This window comes from Streptomyces sp. GDS52 (genome assembly GCF_052246875.1).
GTDB lineage: Bacteria > Actinomycetota > Actinomycetes > Streptomycetales > Streptomycetaceae > Streptomyces > Streptomyces cathayae.
This window is the reverse complement of sequence record NZ_CM125966.1, coordinates 5,065,688-5,084,244: the sequence shown is the minus strand read 5'-3', so window position 1 is coordinate 5,084,244 and position 18,557 is coordinate 5,065,688. Positions and strand designations below refer to the sequence as shown.

Annotated in this window: 12 protein-coding genes and 3 tRNA genes; 6 read left to right on the top strand and 9 right to left on the bottom strand. The window is 70.7% G+C overall.

The features are described from left to right. Positions 1 to 474 precede the first annotated feature (474 nt). Positions 475 to 972: a CarD family transcriptional regulator gene (locus tag ACTWJ9_RS23145; RefSeq protein ID WP_443294721.1), complete on the top strand. Its 498-nt coding sequence runs from the start codon at positions 475 to 477 to the stop codon at positions 970 to 972. A gap of 660 nt (positions 973 to 1,632) precedes the next feature. Here ACTWJ9_RS23145 and ACTWJ9_RS23140 read toward each other — a convergent pair. The 3 genes from ACTWJ9_RS23140 to ACTWJ9_RS23130 form a co-directional block, all read right to left on the bottom strand. Beyond that, a tRNA-Ile gene (locus ACTWJ9_RS23140) sits at positions 1,633 to 1,709 on the bottom strand. A gap of 187 nt (positions 1,710 to 1,896) precedes the next feature. Then, a tRNA-Asn gene (locus tag ACTWJ9_RS23135) sits at positions 1,897 to 1,969 on the bottom strand. A 5-nt stretch (positions 1,970 to 1,974) separates the two neighbouring features. Continuing rightward, a tRNA-Asn gene (locus tag ACTWJ9_RS23130) sits at positions 1,975 to 2,047 on the bottom strand. A 171-nt stretch (positions 2,048 to 2,218) separates the two neighbouring features. Between ACTWJ9_RS23130 and ACTWJ9_RS23125 the strand changes: the two genes are divergently transcribed. From ACTWJ9_RS23125 to ACTWJ9_RS23110, 4 genes are all read left to right on the top strand, one after another. Beyond that, positions 2,219 to 2,533 carry a YtxH domain-containing protein gene (locus ACTWJ9_RS23125; RefSeq protein WP_443294720.1) on the top strand — a complete coding sequence of 105 codons (315 nt, stop codon included), beginning with the start codon at positions 2,219 to 2,221 and terminating at the stop codon, positions 2,531 to 2,533. A gap of 61 nt (positions 2,534 to 2,594) precedes the next feature. Then, complete coding sequence (locus ACTWJ9_RS23120) at positions 2,595 to 4,049, top strand: xylulokinase (protein ID WP_279336181.1); 1,455 nt, start codon at positions 2,595 to 2,597, stop codon at positions 4,047 to 4,049. Positions 4,050 to 4,212: 163 nt separating this feature from the next. Beyond that, positions 4,213 to 5,946, top strand: a complete 1,734-nt coding sequence (locus ACTWJ9_RS23115) for an ABC transporter ATP-binding protein (RefSeq protein WP_279336180.1) — start codon at positions 4,213 to 4,215, stop codon at positions 5,944 to 5,946. Then, the gene (locus ACTWJ9_RS23110; RefSeq protein ID WP_388702012.1) at positions 5,946 to 7,889 is read left to right on the top strand and encodes an ABC transporter ATP-binding protein; all 1,944 of its coding nucleotides are present in this window, start codon (positions 5,946 to 5,948) and stop codon (positions 7,887 to 7,889) included. The genes ACTWJ9_RS23115 and ACTWJ9_RS23110 overlap by 1 nt, the downstream gene beginning before the upstream one ends. A 159-nt stretch (positions 7,890 to 8,048) precedes the next feature. Here ACTWJ9_RS23110 and ACTWJ9_RS23105 read toward each other — a convergent pair whose 3' ends face one another. Next, the gene (locus ACTWJ9_RS23105) at positions 8,049 to 9,326 is read right to left on the bottom strand and encodes a sigma-70 family RNA polymerase sigma factor (protein ID WP_279336178.1); all 1,278 of its coding nucleotides are present in this window, start codon (positions 9,324 to 9,326) and stop codon (positions 8,049 to 8,051) included. A gap of 1,106 nt (positions 9,327 to 10,432) precedes the next feature. On the opposite strand from ACTWJ9_RS23105, the gene ACTWJ9_RS23100 reads away from it, so the two are divergent. Next, positions 10,433 to 11,788, top strand: coding sequence for a GntP family permease (locus tag ACTWJ9_RS23100; RefSeq protein ID WP_279336177.1), 1,356 nt, complete (start codon positions 10,433 to 10,435; stop codon positions 11,786 to 11,788). Positions 11,789 to 11,828: 40 nt separating this feature from the next. On the opposite strand, the gene ACTWJ9_RS23095 is transcribed toward ACTWJ9_RS23100, so the two are convergent. The 5 genes from ACTWJ9_RS23095 to ACTWJ9_RS23075 form a co-directional block, all read right to left on the bottom strand. Then, a complete protein-coding gene (locus ACTWJ9_RS23095; protein WP_279336176.1) occupies positions 11,829 to 13,739 on the bottom strand; it encodes a helix-turn-helix domain-containing protein in 1,911 nt (636 codons plus the stop codon). Between the two features lie 154 nt (positions 13,740 to 13,893). Further along, positions 13,894 to 15,072 (bottom strand): thiolase family protein, encoded by a 1,179-nt coding sequence (locus ACTWJ9_RS23090; RefSeq protein WP_279336175.1) that lies wholly within the window; start codon positions 15,070 to 15,072, stop codon positions 13,894 to 13,896. Positions 15,073 to 15,117: 45 nt separating this feature from the next. Further along, positions 15,118 to 15,993 carry a 3-hydroxybutyryl-CoA dehydrogenase gene (locus ACTWJ9_RS23085; protein ID WP_387038634.1) on the bottom strand — a complete coding sequence of 292 codons (876 nt, stop codon included), beginning with the start codon at positions 15,991 to 15,993 and terminating at the stop codon, positions 15,118 to 15,120. Positions 15,994 to 16,082: 89 nt separating this feature from the next. Next, positions 16,083 to 18,023, bottom strand: coding sequence for an acetoacetate--CoA ligase (locus ACTWJ9_RS23080; protein WP_279336174.1), 1,941 nt, complete (start codon positions 18,021 to 18,023; stop codon positions 16,083 to 16,085). Beyond that, the gene (locus ACTWJ9_RS23075; protein ID WP_443294717.1) at positions 18,020 to 18,556 is read right to left on the bottom strand and encodes a cupin domain-containing protein; all 537 of its coding nucleotides are present in this window, start codon (positions 18,554 to 18,556) and stop codon (positions 18,020 to 18,022) included. The genes ACTWJ9_RS23080 and ACTWJ9_RS23075 overlap by 4 nt, the downstream gene beginning before the upstream one ends. Position 18,557: the final 1 nt, after the last annotated feature.

The following is an 18,557-nucleotide window of genomic DNA, read 5'->3' as shown; positions in this document are numbered from 1 at the left end:
CGACACCAAGAGCCTCACCGCACCCTTGCCGAATCACCCTTCGATCCGCGCCGGTACAAGATCCGGCGCTTCACCCTCACCGGCGAGGCGCACCCCATCGACATGCGTGCCACTCGCACATGAACAACAGGACACCAAAAACAGTATTCAGCTCACAGACACCACAAAGCCGAGCGCCATGCCATCCAGCTGACACCTGCGCCCTGCCCGGGACCGCCCTTCGACCTGACACACCCCCGCGAATGTGACCGGAATTACACCCAGAACCACGCACGGTGTGGTGGGAAAATGAAAGAGCTGGTTCGCAGAGGTTTTGCGCGCTCATCCGTATGACCGCGCCGCTCTCTGCGCTCCCACACCTGCCCGCCCCCTGCCGTCCGCGGCCGGGACCGAGCGGTGGGACGGCCGTACGCCCTGCATCACGCTCGGACGCGGCCGAGCGCGGCGCCGCACACACAGCGAGGGTTGAACGGCATGCAGTTCTCCGAGGGCCAGACACTCATCCATCCCCACCACGGCCCGGCCACCGTCACCGAGGTCCTCGACCGCTCGGTCAACGGCAGGAGCAGGCGCTACGTCGAGTTCCAGGTCCACCGGACCGATCTGCACATCGCCGTTCCGGTCGAGAAGGCCGACGAGGTGGGACTGCGCTCGGTCTACGCCGCGGCCCAGGTACGGGAACTGCTCGACGTCCTGAGGGCTCCCACCGGCGAGCAGGAGGAGATCTGGTCGCGGCGGTTCAAGGCCAACGGCGAGAAGCTCCGGGCCGGCGACCCCCTGCTCACCGCCGGCGTCGTACGCGACCTCGTGCGACGCCGGGAGGAGCGCGGGCTCTCCTCGGCCGAGAGGGACATGCTCAAGCACGCCCGCGAGCCGGTCCTCGCAGAACTCGCCCTGGCACTCTCGCTGTCCGATGGAGAAACCGAGAAACTGCTCGACTCGACCATCCTCGGTGATCAGCAGACCACTTGAGGCTTTCCCGTTCTGCGCGTGATGCAGGGGGCGTCCTCTCCACCGGAGTTCGGCGCCGACCCGTGCGACCGCCGCACCGTTGCGGGCCGAGGTGCTCATCTCAGAGACCGTCACCACGCCCACCGGCTGCCCCCGGTGCGCTCACTGGGGCAGCCGGTGGCGTGCGGGGTACGGAGCACGCCGCGGCGTTCAAGAAGCAGACTGGCTACGACATCAACGGTCGGACCGTACACGCACGTGCGCAGCCGACGCCGCCTGCGAGAACTGCGGGAGAAAGCCGCGAGGCCCCTCAGGTCCCGATGCGTCCAGACCGGCGGAGACACAGGTCTTCAAGGCGTTTCCCCGCCGGTCTCCGGCCAAGGACATCTGTCGGGTGAGGCACTGAAGGAAGTCGGTGACGAGTCTCTCGACCTCATGCCTGCCGGGGGCGTCGCGCACGTCGACGCGGTCCGCCCGGTGGACCCCGGCGTTACGCAAGAGGCGTTCCCTGCTCCTGTCGGCGGAAGCCCGGTCCTTGTGCTGGGGACCGTCGGTCTCGATGGCTCCGGCCCGGCCGCGACGCGTCACCACTCTTCGTCTGCGTGCACCGGTAGCCCGGCGGGGCTTCGAGGGGCATGCCGCTCGCCCCTCGGCGGGGGAGCAGGCGTTCCCGTGGTTCGGTGGTGGGGCGGGTGGGACTCGAACCCACGGCCGACGGATTATGAGTCCGTTGCTCTAACCGGCTGAGCTACCGCCCCATAGCGGCGTGTCGTGCACAGGTGTGCGTGCCGTCTGCCGCAGCATAGCCGCTCATACGATCTCCTGCCTCAATGATCGACTGCGCACGGCCTGCGTGACCATGAGGACTGCCTCCGGTCACGCACGGTTCCCCCGGGCAGCGAACAGGCATGAAAAAGGACCCCGGAGGGGTCCTCGTTCAGCATGCTCCCCCGACTGGACTCGAACCAGTAACCTGCCGGTTAACAGCCGGCTGCTCTGCCAATTGAGCTACGGAGGACCGAGCTCCCCCGACTGGACTCGAACCAGTAACCTGCCGGTTAACAGCCGGCTGCTCTGCCAATTGAGCTACGGAGGAATGCCTCGTTGCATCGAACGCACCTCCCTGGGTATCAGCCAGAGGGCGCGCGCTCGCTGCGACACATACATTAGCGCAAGCAGGGGGGTGCTTTGCCAATCGGTACCCCCCGGCGCCGTCGGCGCGCCGGAGACCTGTGCCGTCCCGCACACAGTCCTACACGAGGGAAGGGTGGCCGCCATGCGTTACCGGCTCACGTTCGTCGCCGGAGTCGTCCTGGGTTACGTGCTGGGCACGAGGGCCGGGCGCGAACGCTACGAGCAGTTGAAGAAGTCCGCGCGGCAGTTCGCGCAGAACCCCGCCGTGCGCAACACCGCGGAGACCGCGGCGCAGCAGGGCCGCGGCATCGCGGGCAAGGCGTACCACGCGGTGAGCGACAAGGTCGGGGACCGGATGCCCGACTCGGTGGCGCAGCGGGTACGCACCCTGCGCGAGCGCACCGCGCAGGGCGCCGGCGAGGACGACTGGGGCACCAGCAACACCTAGGACCCGCGGTGCGACACGGGTCCGGAGTCGTGATGTCGCCGGGTACGGCAGAATTTCGGCCATGGGGATAGTCGCCGGGTTGGACAGTGCGCCCGATTTCACTCGTATCGTCGTCTGTGACGCGGACACCGGAACCGTGCTCAAACAGGGGTACGCGCCGCATCCGGTGGAGAACCCCCAGGGCACGGGCCGTCCCTCCGACGTCGACCCGCAGGCCTGGCTGTACTCGCTGGGCGAGGCGGCGGGCGGCGGACTGCTGGAGGGCGTGCAGGCCATCGGGGTGTCCTCGCAGGCGAACGCGCTGGTGCCGCTGGACGCCCAGGGCAACACCGTGCGGCCCGCCATGGTCGGCGCCGACAAGCGGACCCAGGTCGCCGCGGCCGATCTGATCGACGCTCTGGGCGGCCGGGAGGCGTGGGCACAGGCGGTGGGAAGCGTGCCGCAGGCCGGGCACCCGGTGACCAAGCTGCGCTGGCTGGCCCGTACCGAGCCCGAGAACGCGGCGCGCACCGCCGTGCTGCTGCAGGCGCACGACTGGCTGGTGTGGCAGCTCCTCGGCCGTCCGGTGCGCCGGACCACCGACCGGGGCGGGGCCTCCGGCACCGGCTACTGGGCGGCGGCGACCGGCGGCTACCGGCCCGACCTGGTGGAGCTGGCGCTCGGGCACCAGACCCTGCTGCCGGAGGTGATCGGCCCGGCCGAGGCCGCCGGTGCGACGCCGGAGGGGCTGCTGATCTCGGCCGGCACCGGGGAGACGATGGCGGCGGCGTTCGGGCTCGGGATCGGGCTGGGCGACGCGGTCGTCTCGCTGGGCGCCTCCGGGTCCGTCATGGCCGTCCACCCCGAGGCCCTCTACGACCCCGACGGCATGGTCACCGCGCTGGCGGACGCCACCGGGATGCACCTGCCGGTCGTCACCACGCTGAACGCCGTACGGACCCTGCGCGGGACGGCGGAGCTGCTCGGGCTGCCCGATCTGGAGAGCCTGTCCGACCTGGCGATGAAGTCGACGCCGGGTGCGCACGGGCTGGTGCTGCTGCCCTACCTGGAGGGCGAGCGGACGCCGAACCTGCCGCACACCGCCGGGACCCTGTCGGGGCTGCGGCGGGAGTCGATGAAGCCGGAGCACCTGGCGCGGGCCGCGTTCGAGGGCATGCTGTGCGGGCTCGCGGACGCGCTGGACGTGCTGCGCGGCCGGGGCGTGGAGGTCCGGCGGGTGTTCCTGCTGGGGCAGGCCGCGGAGCTGCCCGCGGTGCAGGCGGCGGCGCCCGCGCTGTTCGGGGCGCAGGTGGTGGTGCCGCAGCCCGCGGACTACGCGGCGATCGGCTCCGCCCGGCAGGCGGCCTGGGCGCTCGGGGTGTCCCAGGGCACCCTCGACCCGCGTACGCCGCCGCTCTGGCAGGGCGCGGCGGCGCAGGTGCTGGAGCCCGGCGAGGACCTGGCGGTGGGGCAGGCGGTGCGCCAGCAGTTCGTGTCGGTGCGCGAGCAGACCCATCCGGGGGCGTTCCGGGCCTGAACACGGGTGGGAGGTCCGCGTCATGAGCGCGCGCGGCGTCATGAGCGCGCGCTCATGACGCCGCGCGCGGCAAATAAATCGTTTGAGGTAACACCGGTGCGGTGTCCGACGATGGGGGCCAGGGGCAACCGATCGCTCCCGCCGACCACCCGAGAGATGCAGCGTGCTCATACGACTTCTACGGACCTACCTCAGGCCGTACAAGAGACCCATCGCCCTCCTGGTGCTGCTGCAGTTCCTGCAGACCTGCGCCACGCTCTACCTGCCCACCCTCAACGCCGACATCATCGACGACGGTGTCGTCAAGGGGGACACCGGTTACATCCTGTCCGCCGGCGCCCTGATGATCGGCATCTCGCTGACCCAGGTCGTCTGCAACATCGGGGCCGTGTACTACGGCGCCCGGACCGCCGCGGCCCTGGGACGGGACGTGCGGGGGGCCGTGTTCGACCAGGTGCAGTCGTTCTCCGCGCGTGAGCTCGGTCACTTCGGCGCGCCCTCGCTGATCACCCGTACGACGAACGACGTCCAGCAGGTGCAGATGCTGGTGCTGATGTCGTTCACCCTGATGGTGTCGGCGCCGATCATGTGTGTGGGCGGCATCGTGATGGCGCTCGGCCTGGACGTGCCGCTGTCCGGGGTGCTGGTGGCGGTGGTGCCGGTGCTGGGGATCTGCGTGACGCTGATCGTGCGGCGGCTGCGTCCGCTGTTCCGGTCCATGCAGGAGCGGCTCGACACGGTGAACCGGGTGCTGCGCGAGCAGATCACCGGCAACCGGGTGATCCGGGCGTTCGTCCGGGACGCGTACGAGCAGCGGCGGTTCGCGAAGGCCAACGCCGAGCTGACCGAGGTGTCGCTGGGCGTCGGCAATCTGATGGCGCTGATGTTCCCCGTGGTGATGACGGTGGTGAACCTGTCGTCGATCGCGGTGGTGTGGTTCGGTGCGCACCGGATCGACAGCGGCGGGATGCAGATCGGTGATCTGACCGCGTTCCTCGCCTATCTGATGCAGATCGTCATGTCGGTGATGATGGCCACCTTCATGTTCATGATGGTGCCGCGGGCCGAGGTGTGCGCGGAGCGCATCCAGGAGGTGCTGGACACCTCCTCGAGCGTGGTGCCGCCCGCCGCGCCCGTCACCGAGCTGCGTCGGCACGGTCATCTGGAGATCCGGGGCGGCGGCTTCTCCTACCCGGGGGCCGAGGAGCCGGTGCTGAAGTCGGTCGACCTGGTGGCCCGTCCCGGTGAGGTCACCGCCGTCATCGGTTCGACCGGCAGTGGCAAGTCCACCCTGCTCGGGCTGGTCCCCCGGCTGTTCGACGCGACCGAGGGCGAGGTGCTGGTGGACGGGGTGCCCGTCGCGGACCTCGACCCGGCGCTGCTGGCGAGGACGGTGGGGATGGTGCCGCAGAAGCCGTACCTGTTCGCGGGGACGGTGGCGACCAACCTGCGGTACGGCGACCCGGACGCCACCGACGCGGAGCTGTGGCACGCGCTGGAGGTGGCGCAGGCCAAGGAGTTCGTCGAGCGGCTGGAGGGCGGGCTCGACGCGCCGATCGCGCAGGGCGGCACCAATGTGTCCGGCGGTCAGCGCCAGCGCCTGGCGATCGCGCGGACGCTGGTGCGGCGCCCGGAGATCTACCTCTTCGACGACTCCTTCTCCGCGCTCGACTACGCCACCGACGCGGCCCTGCGCGCGGCGCTGGCCGAGGCGACCGCCGAGGCGACGGTGGTGATCGTCGCCCAGCGGGTGGCGACCATCCGGGACGCCGACCGGATCGTGGTCCTGGACGAGGGCCGGATCGTCGGCACCGGCCGGCACCACGAACTGATGGCGGACAACGAGACCTACCGGGAGATCGTGCTCTCCCAGCTGACGGAAGCGGAGGCCGCCTGATGGCGGGAGCAGCGCGGATGATGGCCGGGGGCGGCCCCGACCAGCAGTCGCTGAACTTCAAGGAGTCGGGCAGACGGCTCGTCGCACAGTTCAAGCCGGAACGCCTGACCCTCTGGGTGCTGCTGGCCTGCACGGTGCTGAGCGTGGGCCTCAGCGTGGTCGGGCCGAAGATCCTCGGCCGGGCCACCGACCTGGTCTTCGAGGGCGTCGTCGGACGGGACATGCCATCCGGGGCCACCAAGGAGCAGGTGCTCGACGCGATGCGGGCGCGCGGTGAGGGCGGTGTCGCCGACATGCTCCGCGGCACCGACTTCACCCCGGGCCAGGGCATCGACTTCACCGCCGTGGGCGGTGTCCTCGGGCTCGCGCTGGCGGTGTTCGGGGTCGCCGGTCTGCTGATGGCGGTGGCGACGCGGCTGGTGAACGGGGCCGTGAACCGCACCATGTACCGGATGCGCGAGGACGTGCAGACGAAGCTGTCGCGGCTGCCGCTGTCGTACTTCGACAAACGGCAGCGCGGTGAGGTGCTGAGCCGGGCGACCAACGACATCGACAACCTCGGGCAGACGCTCCAGCAGACGATGGGCCAGCTGATCAACTCGCTGCTGACCATCGTCGGTGTGCTGGCGATGATGTTCTACGTCTCCTGGATCCTGGCGCTGGTCGCGCTGATCACCGTGCCGCTGTCGTTCGTGGTCGCCACCCGCGTGGGCAAGCGGTCGCAGCCGCACTTCGTGCAGCAGTGGCGTACGACCGGAACGCTCAACGCGCACATCGAGGAGATGTACACCGGGCACACCCTGGTGAAGGTGTTCGGGCGGCAGGAGGAGTCGGCGAAGCAGTTCGCCGAGCAGAACGACGCGCTGTACGAGGCCGGTTTCAGGGCGCAGTTCAACAGCGGCATCATGCAGCCGCTGATGATGTTCGTGTCGAACCTCAACTACGTGCTGGTGGCGGTCGTCGGCGGGCTGCGGGTCGCGTCGGGGGCGCTGTCCATCGGTGACGTGCAGGCGTTCATCCAGTACTCGCGGCAGTTCTCGATGCCGCTGACGCAGGTCGCCTCGATGGCGAACCTGGTGCAGTCGGGTGTCGCGTCGGCCGAGCGGGTCTTCGAACTGCTGGACGCCGAGGAGCAGTCGGCCGACGTCTCGCCGGCCGAGCGGCCGGCCGAGGCGCGCGGGCGGGTGGCGCTGGAGCACGTGGCGTTCCGCTACGACCCCGAGAAGCCGCTGATCGAGGACCTGTCGCTGACGGTCGAGCCGGGGCACACGGTGGCCATCGTCGGCCCGACCGGCGCCGGCAAGACGACGCTGGTCAACCTGCTGATGCGGTTCTACGAGGTGTCCGGCGGGCGCATCACGCTCGACGGCGTCGACATAGCGCGCATGTCCCGGGACGAACTGCGTGCCGGGATCGGCATGGTGCTCCAGGACACCTGGCTGTTCGGCGGCACCATCGCGGAGAACATCGCCTACGGGGCCGCGCGCGAGGTCACCCGCGGTGAGATCGAGGAGGCGGCGCGGGCGGCCCACGCCGACCGGTTCATCCGTACCCTGCCCGACGGGTACGACACGGTGCTCGCCGACGAAGGGGCCGAGGGCGCCGAGGGCGGTGGGGTCAGCGCGGGGGAGAAGCAGCTCATCACCATCGCGCGGGCGTTCCTGTCCGATCCGGTGATCCTGGTGCTGGACGAGGCGACGAGTTCCGTGGACACGCGTACCGAGGTGCTGATCCAGAAGGCGATGGCCAAACTGGCGCACGGGCGTACGTCGTTCGTCATCGCGCACCGGCTCTCCACGATCCGGGACGCGGACACGATCCTCGTCATGGAGAACGGGGCGATCGTGGAGCAGGGCTCGCATCAGGAGCTGCTGGCCGCCGGCGGGGCGTATGCCCGGCTGTACCAGGCGCAGTTCGCCCAGGCGGTGGCGGAGGTCGACTGATTTCCTTCGCCCCCGCCGCCCCTTCCCTCCCCCAAGCTCTCGGCTTCGCTCGAGCAGGGGGGACCCCCATCGACCCTGGGGGCTCCGCCCCAGACCCCGGTCCTCAGGCGCCGGACGGGCTGATTTCAGCCCGTCCGGCGCCTGAGGACGAAGAGAAAGTCAGTCCAGGTAGCCCCGCAGCTGGTCGGCGAAAGCGTGGTCCCTCAGTTTGTTGAGGGTCTTGGACTCGATCTGGCGGATGCGTTCGCGGGTGACGCCGAAGATGCGGCCTATCTCCTCCAGGGTGCGGGGGCGCCCGTCGACCAGCCCGTACCGCAGCTGGACGACCTTGCGCTCCCGCTCCCCCAGCGTCGACAGGACCGCCTCCAGGTGCTCCTTGAGCAGCAGGAACGCGGCCGACTCGACGGGGCTCGTGGCGTCGCCGTCCTCGATGAGGTCGCCGAGAGCCACGTCGTCCTCCTCGCCCACCGGGGCGTGCAGGGAGACCGGTTCCTGGGCGAGCCGCAGCACCTCGCCGACCCGCTCGGGGGCCAGGTCGAGGTGGTCGGCGACCTCGTGCGCGGTCGGTTCGTAGCCGCGTTCCTGCAGCATGCGCCGCTGGACGCGGACGACGCGGTTGATGAGCTCGACGACGTGCACGGGGACGCGGATGGTTCGGGCCTGGTCGGCCAGCGCGCGGGACATGGCCTGGCGGATCCACCAGGTGGCGTAGGTGGAGAACTTGTAGCCGCGCGCGTAGTCGAACTTCTCCACGGCCCGGATCAGGCCGAGGTTGCCCTCCTGCACCAGGTCCAGCATGGTCAGCCCGCGGCCCACGTACCGTTTGGCGACGGAGACGACCAGCCGCAGGTTGGACTCGATCAGCCGCCGCTTGGCCATCCGGCCCATGACGACGAGCCGGTCCAGGTCGAGGGCGAGGTTGCTGTCCAGGTCGGGGGTGCGGCGCAGCTTCTCCTCGGCGAACAGCCCGGCCTCGACGCGGCGGGCGAGTTCGACCTCCTCGGCCGCGGTGAGCAGGGGGATGCGGCCGATCTCCCGCAGGTACTGGCGGAACAGGTCCGATGAGGGGCTGCCGGAGTCGGCGCGCGCCGCCGGCGGCGGGGCCGGCTCGACGTGCTCGGCCGGTCCGAGCGCCGCGGACGGCGGTTCGGGCTCCGTCTCGGGGTGGCGGGCGGCCCGGCTCTGCGCGGGCACGGCCACCAGGACGTCCGCCTCCGGCCGCGCGCCGACCGTGCGCGCGTCGGTCGGAGTGGGGCTCTGGATCTGGGTCTGCACGGGGGCGACCTCCAGGATGATCGCTGCCGGGGAGGGCGGCAGCGGTACTTCGGGAGCGGAGTCGGCGGCCTCGCCGCTGTCCGTCCCGTACGCGATGAGCGGGGCCGCGGGGGTCCCGGACCCGTCGAGGACGGATCGGCCGCGCTCCGAGGACTCAGGCACCGCACCCCAGTGTGGGGTACGACACATCGTCCCCACGAGGGGCGTGCGATGACTTTTTGCGTCCGCACGGTGACCCGGCGGTCACATCCCGCCTGGCACCCCAGCAGCGGTTCATGTCCTGAGCTGGCGGTTGTCGTTGTCCTGGCATGGAGGGAATCGCTGAAGTCGCTTTCCGGGCTGCCGAGTCGGCTTCAGTGTTCGCGCGGGTGGCGGGCCGGTTCGCTCGGGCGGATCTGCGCCGGCGGATGCGGGACCATGTCCGCGGCCTGCTGGAGCGGGCGGCACGCAGGAACGGCCGGCGGTTCGCCTGCCGGCCGGTCAGCAGGCGACCAGTCGGACGAGCACCAGTTCGGTGCTGGTGCGGCGTCGGCTGAATCGGCTGCCCGCTTGCGCTCGTCTCCTCGCCGCTCGCGCAGCGCGGACCCGCACCGGGTGGGCCAGGGAGAGGCCGACTCCTCGATCAGTCCGCCGGGATGTGCACGGGACAGGTCGCAGAAAGCAGGATGCGACAAGACCGCACGGGCCCAGGCCGACGTCATGATCCACCCGACCCGTACGGCCGTCGTCGCGTCACGGGTGACGGCCTGCCTGCCAGTGGCTGCTCGACGGGTTCGGCGATCATTGCCCTGGCCACAGGGAGGAAGCCGAGCCGGGCATCCAAGCAGGAGCTCGGGAGGCACTGCCACCGCATTGCGTCCGGTCACGGCCGGCCCCCGGACGAAGCGGCGCGCAACTGCCGGCAGCGGTATCGCGAACCAGGTCGTGAGCCGTCGTCGGCCTGTCGATGTCCTCCAGCACACAGAGTGCTCTGCGGTTGTGGGTTCGGGCCCGCAGACTCCGCCGCGGCCGCTACTTAGCCTCGTCGCGAGCTTGAGCCGCAGGTCCGGTGTCGTTCGACCGGAGCAGTCAAAGGAGACTCCTATGCCGCCGATGAGCGTGCCCGAAGATATGGGACTGACTGGGTATCCGGTCGGTCACGACCTGATGGGCCGTTGCCTGACCGACGCGCACAGCGCCGCGGTGGCCCGGGTGTCCCGGCCCTCTGTGCACGAGCCGTGCTCGGACCTCGTGGGGGCGCGGTCATGACCTCGTCACCGGCTTATCTCATGACCGTCGCCGCGATCGGCATCGCCGTCCTGCTCTTCCTGATCATCCGGGTGCGGGTCGAGCCGTTCGTGTCCCTCCTGCTGGTCAGTGCGGTGGTCGCCTTCGCGGCCGGGATACCGCTCGCCGAGATCGTGCCGGCCATGGAGGACGGTGTCGGGAGATCACTCGCCCACGTCGCGCCGATCGTGGGGCTCGGCGCGCTGTTGGGCAAACTGCTGGAGGTCTCGGGCGGCGCACGCGTGCTGGCCGACCGGCTGCTGGGATGGTTCGGTGAGCGTCGGGCGCCGGCAGCGCTGGGACTCACCGGCATCATCTTCGGCATTCCGGTCTTCTTCGACGTCGGTGTGCTCGTCATCGCTCCCCTCGTCTTCGCCGCTGCTGCGTCCGGGCGCAAGGGCATGCTCTGGTACGCACTTCCCGCCGCCGGCGGCCTGGCGATCGTGCACGGTCTCCTGCCGCCGCACCCCGGCCCGGTCGCCGCGTCCGGACTGATGGGCGCCAACATCGGTCTGGTCATCCTGATCGGAGCGGTCTGTACCGTACCGGCGTACCTGGTCGGCTTCGTCTATGCCAGGTGGATCGCCCGGCGTATCGAAGTCCCGGTCCTCCAGCCCGCGCTCGGCACCACCGGCCGGCACGAGGACGCGGCGGCGCTCGCCTCACCGGCCGCCGGCGCATCGGCGCTGGGTCTGGGCACGGTCGTGACCATCATCGCCGTGCCCATCGGACTGATCCTGGTGCAGACGTTCTCCTCGCTGCTGGTCGACGGCGCGGACAACGCCTTCACGAAGATCGCGGGATTCATCGGGTCGCCGCTGATCGCCCTGCTGATCGGTGTGCTGTTCGCCATGGTGGTGCTCAGCTCCCGGTACGGCTGGAGCAGGACGAACCTCACGCAGGTCGCCGACAGCGCGCTGCGTCCGGTCGGCATGATCCTCCTCGTCGTCGGGGCGGGTGGCGTGTTCGGGTCGGTGCTCACCGCCAGTGGGATCGGGAAGATCCTGGCCGAGGGACTGGCCGGGTCAGGCCTGCCGTTGATCCTCCTGGCGTTCGTGATCGCCTACCTGCTGCGGCTGGCCCAGGGGTCCGCCACAGTGGCCACCGTGGCGGCCGCCGGGATCGTGGCCGGCCTCGTGGAGAAGGCCGGGCTGCCCGACGGACAGGTCGCCGCCCTGGTCGTCGCGATCAGTGCCGGAGCCATCTCGACCTCGCACGTCAACGACGCCGGCTACTGGCTCGTCACCAGGCTGTTCGGGATACCCGAGAAGGACAGCCTGCGGTCGTGGACCGTCATGACGACGCTCATGGGCTTCACGTCGTTCGCCGCCGTGGCCGGCCTCAGTCTTCTGCTCTGAGGCCGACGGGCAGCAGTGGCCACCCGGCCTGCCCGGGCGGCTACTGCTGTCCGTACTCGCGATCGGCGGAATGCGGCCGCAGTACCCGGTTCAGACGCAGAGCGAGCTGGAGGTCCAGCGTCTTGTCCGGGTCGGACCAGTCGAGGTCGAGGAGGCGCTTGATACGGTCCAGTCGCTGGGTGACGGTGTTCGGATGCACATGCAGATGGTCCGCGCTGCGGGCCGGACTGCGTCCCGTGGCGAAGTACGTCTCCAGGGTGGTGAGCAGTTCGGTGTCGCGCTGTTCGTCGTGGCGGACGACCGGCCCGAGCATGCGGTCGACGAAACCGCTGACCGTGGCCGCTCCTCCGAGCAGCAGACCGGTGTAACCCAGTTCCCGGACGGTCGCCGAGTCTCCCGCGCGTTCCAGCCGTAGCAGCGCCCGAGCGCAGGCCAGGGCTTCCCCGTAGGCACCCGGGAGGCCGCCGGAGTCGGTGACGGGCCCAGCGGCTCCCACGGTGACCGGGGTGCCGAGACGGAGGGACAGCGATCCGGCGATCTGCCTGCCGGTCAGTGCCGCGTCCGACGAGGGCAGGGCCAGCACCGCGAAGCCGTCCCGGACCGTGCTGAGGCCCTTGCGTGACGCCGCCATCTCCGCCGTGGCCGTGGACAGGAGGGGGAGCTGGCGGGCGGGTGCGTGGGTGACGAGAACCGTGTGGGGTCCGTGCGGCTGGTAGCCCAGTCGCTGGGCACGTTCGTCCAGCGCCGTTCCGGCCCGGCCTGTGCCGCTCAGCAGGTCGTCGAGGAGGTCGCCGCGCACGCGTGCCTCCGCCGCGGCGAGACTGCGGGTGAACAGCTGCAGCAGCGCCGCCACCACCGCTGTGCGCTCCAGCAGGCGCACGTCGACAGCGGTGGTGTCCTCCGTGGGTGTCTCCGGGTCCCAGACCAGGGCACCGAGGGAACTGCTGCCCGCGGTCAGGACCGTCACCCAGCAGCCGTCGACGTGTTCGCTGCGCCCGGTACCCGTCCTCGGGCGGCGGGCTGCCGTGATCATCGCGTGAAGCCGGTCCTCGGGTGTGCCGTCGGTCCACATGACCGGGGCGTTCAGTTCGTCGACGACGGCCAGGCAGCCGCCGAGGAAAGTCCGTGCGGCGTCGACGACCTCCTGCAATCCCCCTCCCTGCAGGACGAGGTCCATGCTGCGGTCGTGGGCGGCCACCTCGCGGGCAGTGGCGCGGGTGCGCTCCTCCAGCGCGGCGTTGGCCCTGCGGGCGGCTTGCAGGGCTTGCTCCTTGTCGTCAAGGAGCTGGGCGCGCTCGATCGCCACGGCGGCCAGGGCGGCGAAGGAGCTGAGCAGGAGCACCGACTCCGGCGGGAAGGCTCCGGCTGTCCGGTTGGACGCGTAGAGGACACCGATGACGTGACCGCGGTGCACCAGCGGGACGCCGAGGATCGCCACCTGGCGTTCGGCCCGCGCGGACCGGTCCACGGCGGCGTCGTGGTCGAGGCGCTCGTCGTGGAAGTAGTCGGGCGTGGCGAAGGGCGCGGCCGTCTCGGCGACCTTGCCGCCGATCCCCACCCCGAAGGGGATCCGCACGTCCTTCCAGTCGCCGGTCGTCGCTCCGACCATGACCCGCACATAGGTCTCCGAGCGCTCGGCGTCGTTGAGGCTCAGATAGGCGAGGTCGCAGTTCAGCAGCTGCTGTGCGCGGGTGACGATGGAGGTCAGCACCCTGTCGACGTCGCTGGTGACTTCGACCAGCTCCGTCGCACAGGTCAGCAGGGCCCGCTGGGTCTCGTGCCGGGCCTGCTGGACGTCGAACCGGTCGCGCAGCAGCAGCGCGAGGTGGTACTCGCTCAGCAGTTCGCCCCTGTTCGCCCCGGGGGCCGCCAGGGCCACGCGCAGAGCGTCCTCGTAGGCGACGGCCGGGGCTCCTTCGACCAAGAGCCGCAAGAAGGTGTGCCGCGTCATGTCTTTCTTCTCCTCGGGGGGCCGGGCCCGCCCGTCCCGCCGCAGACCCACCGTAAGGCAGTCGGCCGCTCCTCTCCGTGCGGACGGGCCCCGACCGGCGGGACGGGCGGGACAGGTGGCTCAGGGGCCGGCCTCGGTGGAGACGCCTTTCGCGTCAGACCCGGCGGAAGAGGGCGGCGAGTGCCTGTCCGCCGCCGATGCACATCGTGACGACGCCCAGTTCCAGGTCGCGCCGGGCCAGGTCCTTGGCCAGCCGCAGGGTGAGGATGGCGCCGGTCGCACCCACAGGGTGTCCCAGAGCGATGGCGCCGCCGTACGGGTTGACCTTCTCCGCGTCCAGTCCGGCGTCCCGGATGACTGCGACGGCCTGGGCTGCGAACGCCTCATTGAGTTCGACGACGTCGATGTCGGACGGTTTCGTGCCGGTCTTCTCGAACAGCCTTTTCAGCGCCGGCACCGGTGCGTATCCCATCAGCTCCGGCTCCACGGCCGCCGTGGCCACCGCCTCCAGACTGACCAATGGCGTCAGGGCGTGCTCCGCGGCCACCTCACCCCGGGCGAGGACGAGGGCGGCGGCCCCGTCATTGATGCCGGACGCGTTGCCTGCGGTCACGGTGCCGTCCTTCTGGAACGCCGGACGCAGACCGGCCAGTCGCTCCAGGGTGGTCTCGGGCCGGGGGTGCTCGTCGGTGCCCACAACGGACGGCTCCCGGCCGCCGGTCGTCACGGGAGTGATCTCCTCGGCGAACGCGGCCCGGGCCGCGGCCGTGGCGGCGCGCTGCTGGGACCGCAGTGCGAAAGCGTCCTGCTCCGCACGGGAGACGCCGTACTTCGCGGCCACGTTCTCCGCCGTCACGCCCATGTGCACGCCGTGGACGGGGTCGGTCAGCATCATGACCGTGCCGTCGGCCAGGGTGCGGTCGCCCAGGCGGTGTCCGGCTCGCGCGCCGAAGTCGTAGAACGGCATCCGGGACATGTTCTCGTCGCCGCCTGCCAGCGCGATGTCGGCTGCTCCCCAACGCATCTGCATGGCGGCCGACCAGACCGCCTGGAGACCACTGCCGCACAGCCGGTTCACGGTGTAGGCGGGGATGCCGACGGGCAGCCCGGCGTCCAGGGCGACCCGGCGTGCGTTGTAGGCGTCCGCGCCCACCTGGCCGATACACCCCATCACCACTTCGTCGATGGTTTCGGGCGCCACCCCCGCACGGGTGAGGGCCTCGCGGGCGGCCACGGCACCGAGCCGATGTGCCGGGGTGTCCTTGAAGGCGCCGCCGAAGCTGCCTACCGGGGTACGGGCACCATCGATCACGACGACGGTTTCTGCGGGCATGGAGGGTTTCCTTTCGGACAGCGGACGAGTGCCGTGTGCGGAGCGTCAGGGGGCGTAGTCGTAGAAGCCTCGACCGCTCTTGCGGCCCAGGTGGCCGGCGGCGACCATGCGGCGCAGGAGAGCGGGGGGAGCGTAGAGGGGCTCCTTGTACTCCTCGTACATGGATTCCGCCGCGGCCTGCGCGGTGTCCAGTCCGACGAAGTCGAGCAGGCGCAGCGGGCCCATCGGGTGAGCGCAGCCGAGTTCCATGCCCCGGTCGATGTCCGAGGCCGAGGCGGATCCCGCTTCGAGCATGCGCACCGCGGACATCATGTACGGCACGAGCAGGGCGTTCACCACGAAGCCGGAGCGGTCGGGAGCACGGATGACCTCCTTGCCCAGCCGACCGGTGACGAAGTCACGGGCGCGCGCGTAGGTCTCCTTGCTGGTGGTCACCGCGGGGATCACCTCCACCAGCCGCTGGACCGGGACCGGGTTGAAGAAGTGCACGCCGACGACGTGTGCGGGTCGCCGGGTGGCCACGGCCAGGTCGACGACGGGGAGGGAGGAGGTGTTGGTGGCCAGGATGGCGTCGGGGCTGGTCAGCGCCTTGTCGAGGGCCCGCATGACCTCGCTCTTGGCCTCGGGGTGCTCCACCACGGCCTCGATGACGAACTGCCGGTCGCCCAGGTCCCCCACGTCGGTGGTGAACGCCATGCGTCCGAGCGCCGTCTCGCGCTGCTCCTCGGTGAGTCTGCCCCGCTGCACGCCTCGGTCCAGAGAGGCGGTGATCCGGCGCTTGCCCGCCTCGACGGCTTCGCGGCTCGTCTCCGCGACGAGGACGTCCAGGCCCGCGACCGCGGCGACCTGCGCGATGCCGGAGCCCATCAGGCCGCAGCCGACCACGCCGAGACGGTCCACCTTCTTCGTGTCCATGTCCATGCTTTCCGGGTGAGGGTGTCGGATGGGGTCGGTCCGCGCCGCGGCCGGCCGCGGTCCGTGATGCCGCGCGGGCGGCCGCCGGGGCCGGGTCACGCACGCGCCGACCGGCGCTCGGCCAGCCGGACGAAGAAGTCCAGTGCCTCCGGGGCGTCCACGGCAGCGGGTGCGACCACGGCACCGGGTTCCGCGCCCAGGAGGATCCGTTTGAGCGGGACCTCCAGCTTCTTGCCGGTCTTCGTGTGCGGGATGGCCGGCACCGCCACGATCTCGTCGGGTACGTGTCGTGGCGAAGCCTGTCGCCGGATTGCCCGACGGATGCGGTCGCGCAGGCCGTCGTCGAGTTCCACGCCGTCGCGGAGGGCGACGAAGAGGGGCATCCAGTAGCCGCCGTCGGGCAGTTCCGCTCCGATGACGAGCGCTTCGTGCACCTCGGGGAGCTCCTCGACGGCGGCGTAGATGTCGGCGCTGCCCATACGGACGCCATTGCGGTTGAGTGTGGCGTCCGATCGGCCGTGGATCACGACCGAGTTCCGGTCTGTGACGGTGATCCAGTCGCCGTGCCGCCACGTGCCGGGGTAGGTGTCGAAGTACGCCTGCCGGTAGCGCTCCCCGGACTCGTCTCCCCACAACGCGACGGGCATGCTGGGCATCGGGCGGGTCACGACGAGTTCCCCCACCTCGTTCACCAGGGCCCGTCCCTGCGGATCCCAGGCCTCGACCTTGACCCCCAGACAGGGGGCCGAGATCTCACCGGGGACCACCGGGACGGTCGGCGCACCGCCGACGAATGCTCCCACCACGTCGGTTCCGCCGCTGATCGCGACGAGGGGGACCTGCTCCCCGACGTGCGCGGACACCCACCCGTTGGCCGAGGGCGGCACGGGTGAGCCGGTCGCGATGATCTGCCGGAGAGCGGACAGATCGCACAGCCGGCCGGGGAGGACTCCCGAACGTTCGCAGGCGGCCAGGAAGCCCGGGCTCGTCCCGAAGTGCGTGACCCGGTGCGCGGACGCCGCCCGCCACAGTCCTGCGGTGTCAGGGAATGTCGGGCTGCCGTCGTACAGCACCGCGGTGGCTCCCACCAGCGGCGCGGAGACCAGCAGCGTCCAGATGACCCAGCTCGGCGAGGTCGCCCACAGCAGTCGGCTGCCGGTACCGAGGTCCCACTGCAGCCTGAGGGTCTTGTACATCTCCAGCTGGACGCCGCCGTGGCTGTGCACGATGCCCTTGGGGATGCCGGTGGTCCCGGAGGAGAACAGCACCCACAACGGGTGGTCGAACGGTACGGCCACGGGTTCCAGGGTGGCCTCGCCCACCGTCAGTTCCCGCCAGTCGAGGCAGTCCGGCGCCACCGTGGAGCCGAGCCGGGGCACGATGACCGTGTGAGCGGGACCGATCGCCTCCCGCAGCGTCGCCACGGCCGGCCCGCAATCCCGGTCGACACCGGCGTAGCGGTATCCGTCGACGGCGATCAGCACCTTCGGCGTCAGTTGGCCCAACCGGGCCGCCGCGGCGTCCGGTCCGTAGTCCGAGCCGACCGAGGCCCAGACCGCGCCGATGCTGGCGGCCGCGTAGAAGGCGACCGCCGACTCACCGACGTTCGGCAGGTAGCCGACGACACGGTCGCCCACCCCGACTCCGAGTGAGGTCAGGGAGCGGGCGAGGGCCGCCACCCGGCGGCGGAACTCGCCGGTGGTCAGGGCCTCGGTGCTGCCGTCTTCGCGGACGGTGATCAGTGCCGGTTCCTGCGGATCGCCGTCCGTCAGCAGTCCGTCGGCGTAGTTGGTGCGGACGCCGGGGAACCAGCGCGCTCCGGGCATCCGCTCCTCCGCCAGTACCTCCCGGTAGGCGGTCCGGAAGGGAACGTCGAGGTACTGCTGCACGGCGGACCAGAAACCGGACAGGTCGGTCACCGACCAGCGGTGCAGCTCTCCGTAGTCCGACACGTCCAGGTCACGGTTCTTCCGGAGCCAACGGCAGAAACCTCCCAGGGCTGACGCGTCCAGCTCCAGCCCCGCCGGCCCGGTCACTGCGCGTCCTCGGCGGCACCGATGAGGACGAAGGCCATCGTGGCGGGCTCGGTGCCACGGTTGCTCCAGCGGTGCCTGGTGCCCCGCTGCACCACACAGGTCCCCGCGGGGAGGCGACGCTCCGCTCCGTCGTCCAGTTCCAGCCACATCTCTCCCGACAGGACGACGCCGTAATCCAGGGTGGCGCTGGTGTGCATACCGGGGTGATCCTTCTCAACGGTGGCCACCAGACCGGCGAGGATCTCCTCGGCCCAAGGCGTTGCGGGCTGCGGGTCGGTGGGTTCGCCGGCGGTCGCCGGAGGCCAGGTCACCAGCAGCAGGCGAGTGCCGCCGGCCCCGGGAAAGTACGGGGCGAGGACCGCCTCGGGCTCGGTCTCGGCATTGGACGCTCCGCCGTCCGCCGTTCCCCAGGCAAGGAAGACCTCCAGGCCGGGAAGGGCCGGGGTCTGCGCGGGTTCGAGCGGCTGCTCGTCGACGAAAACCGACTTGCCCTCGACACGGCCGGTTACCACAAGGTTCGGATGCAACATCATT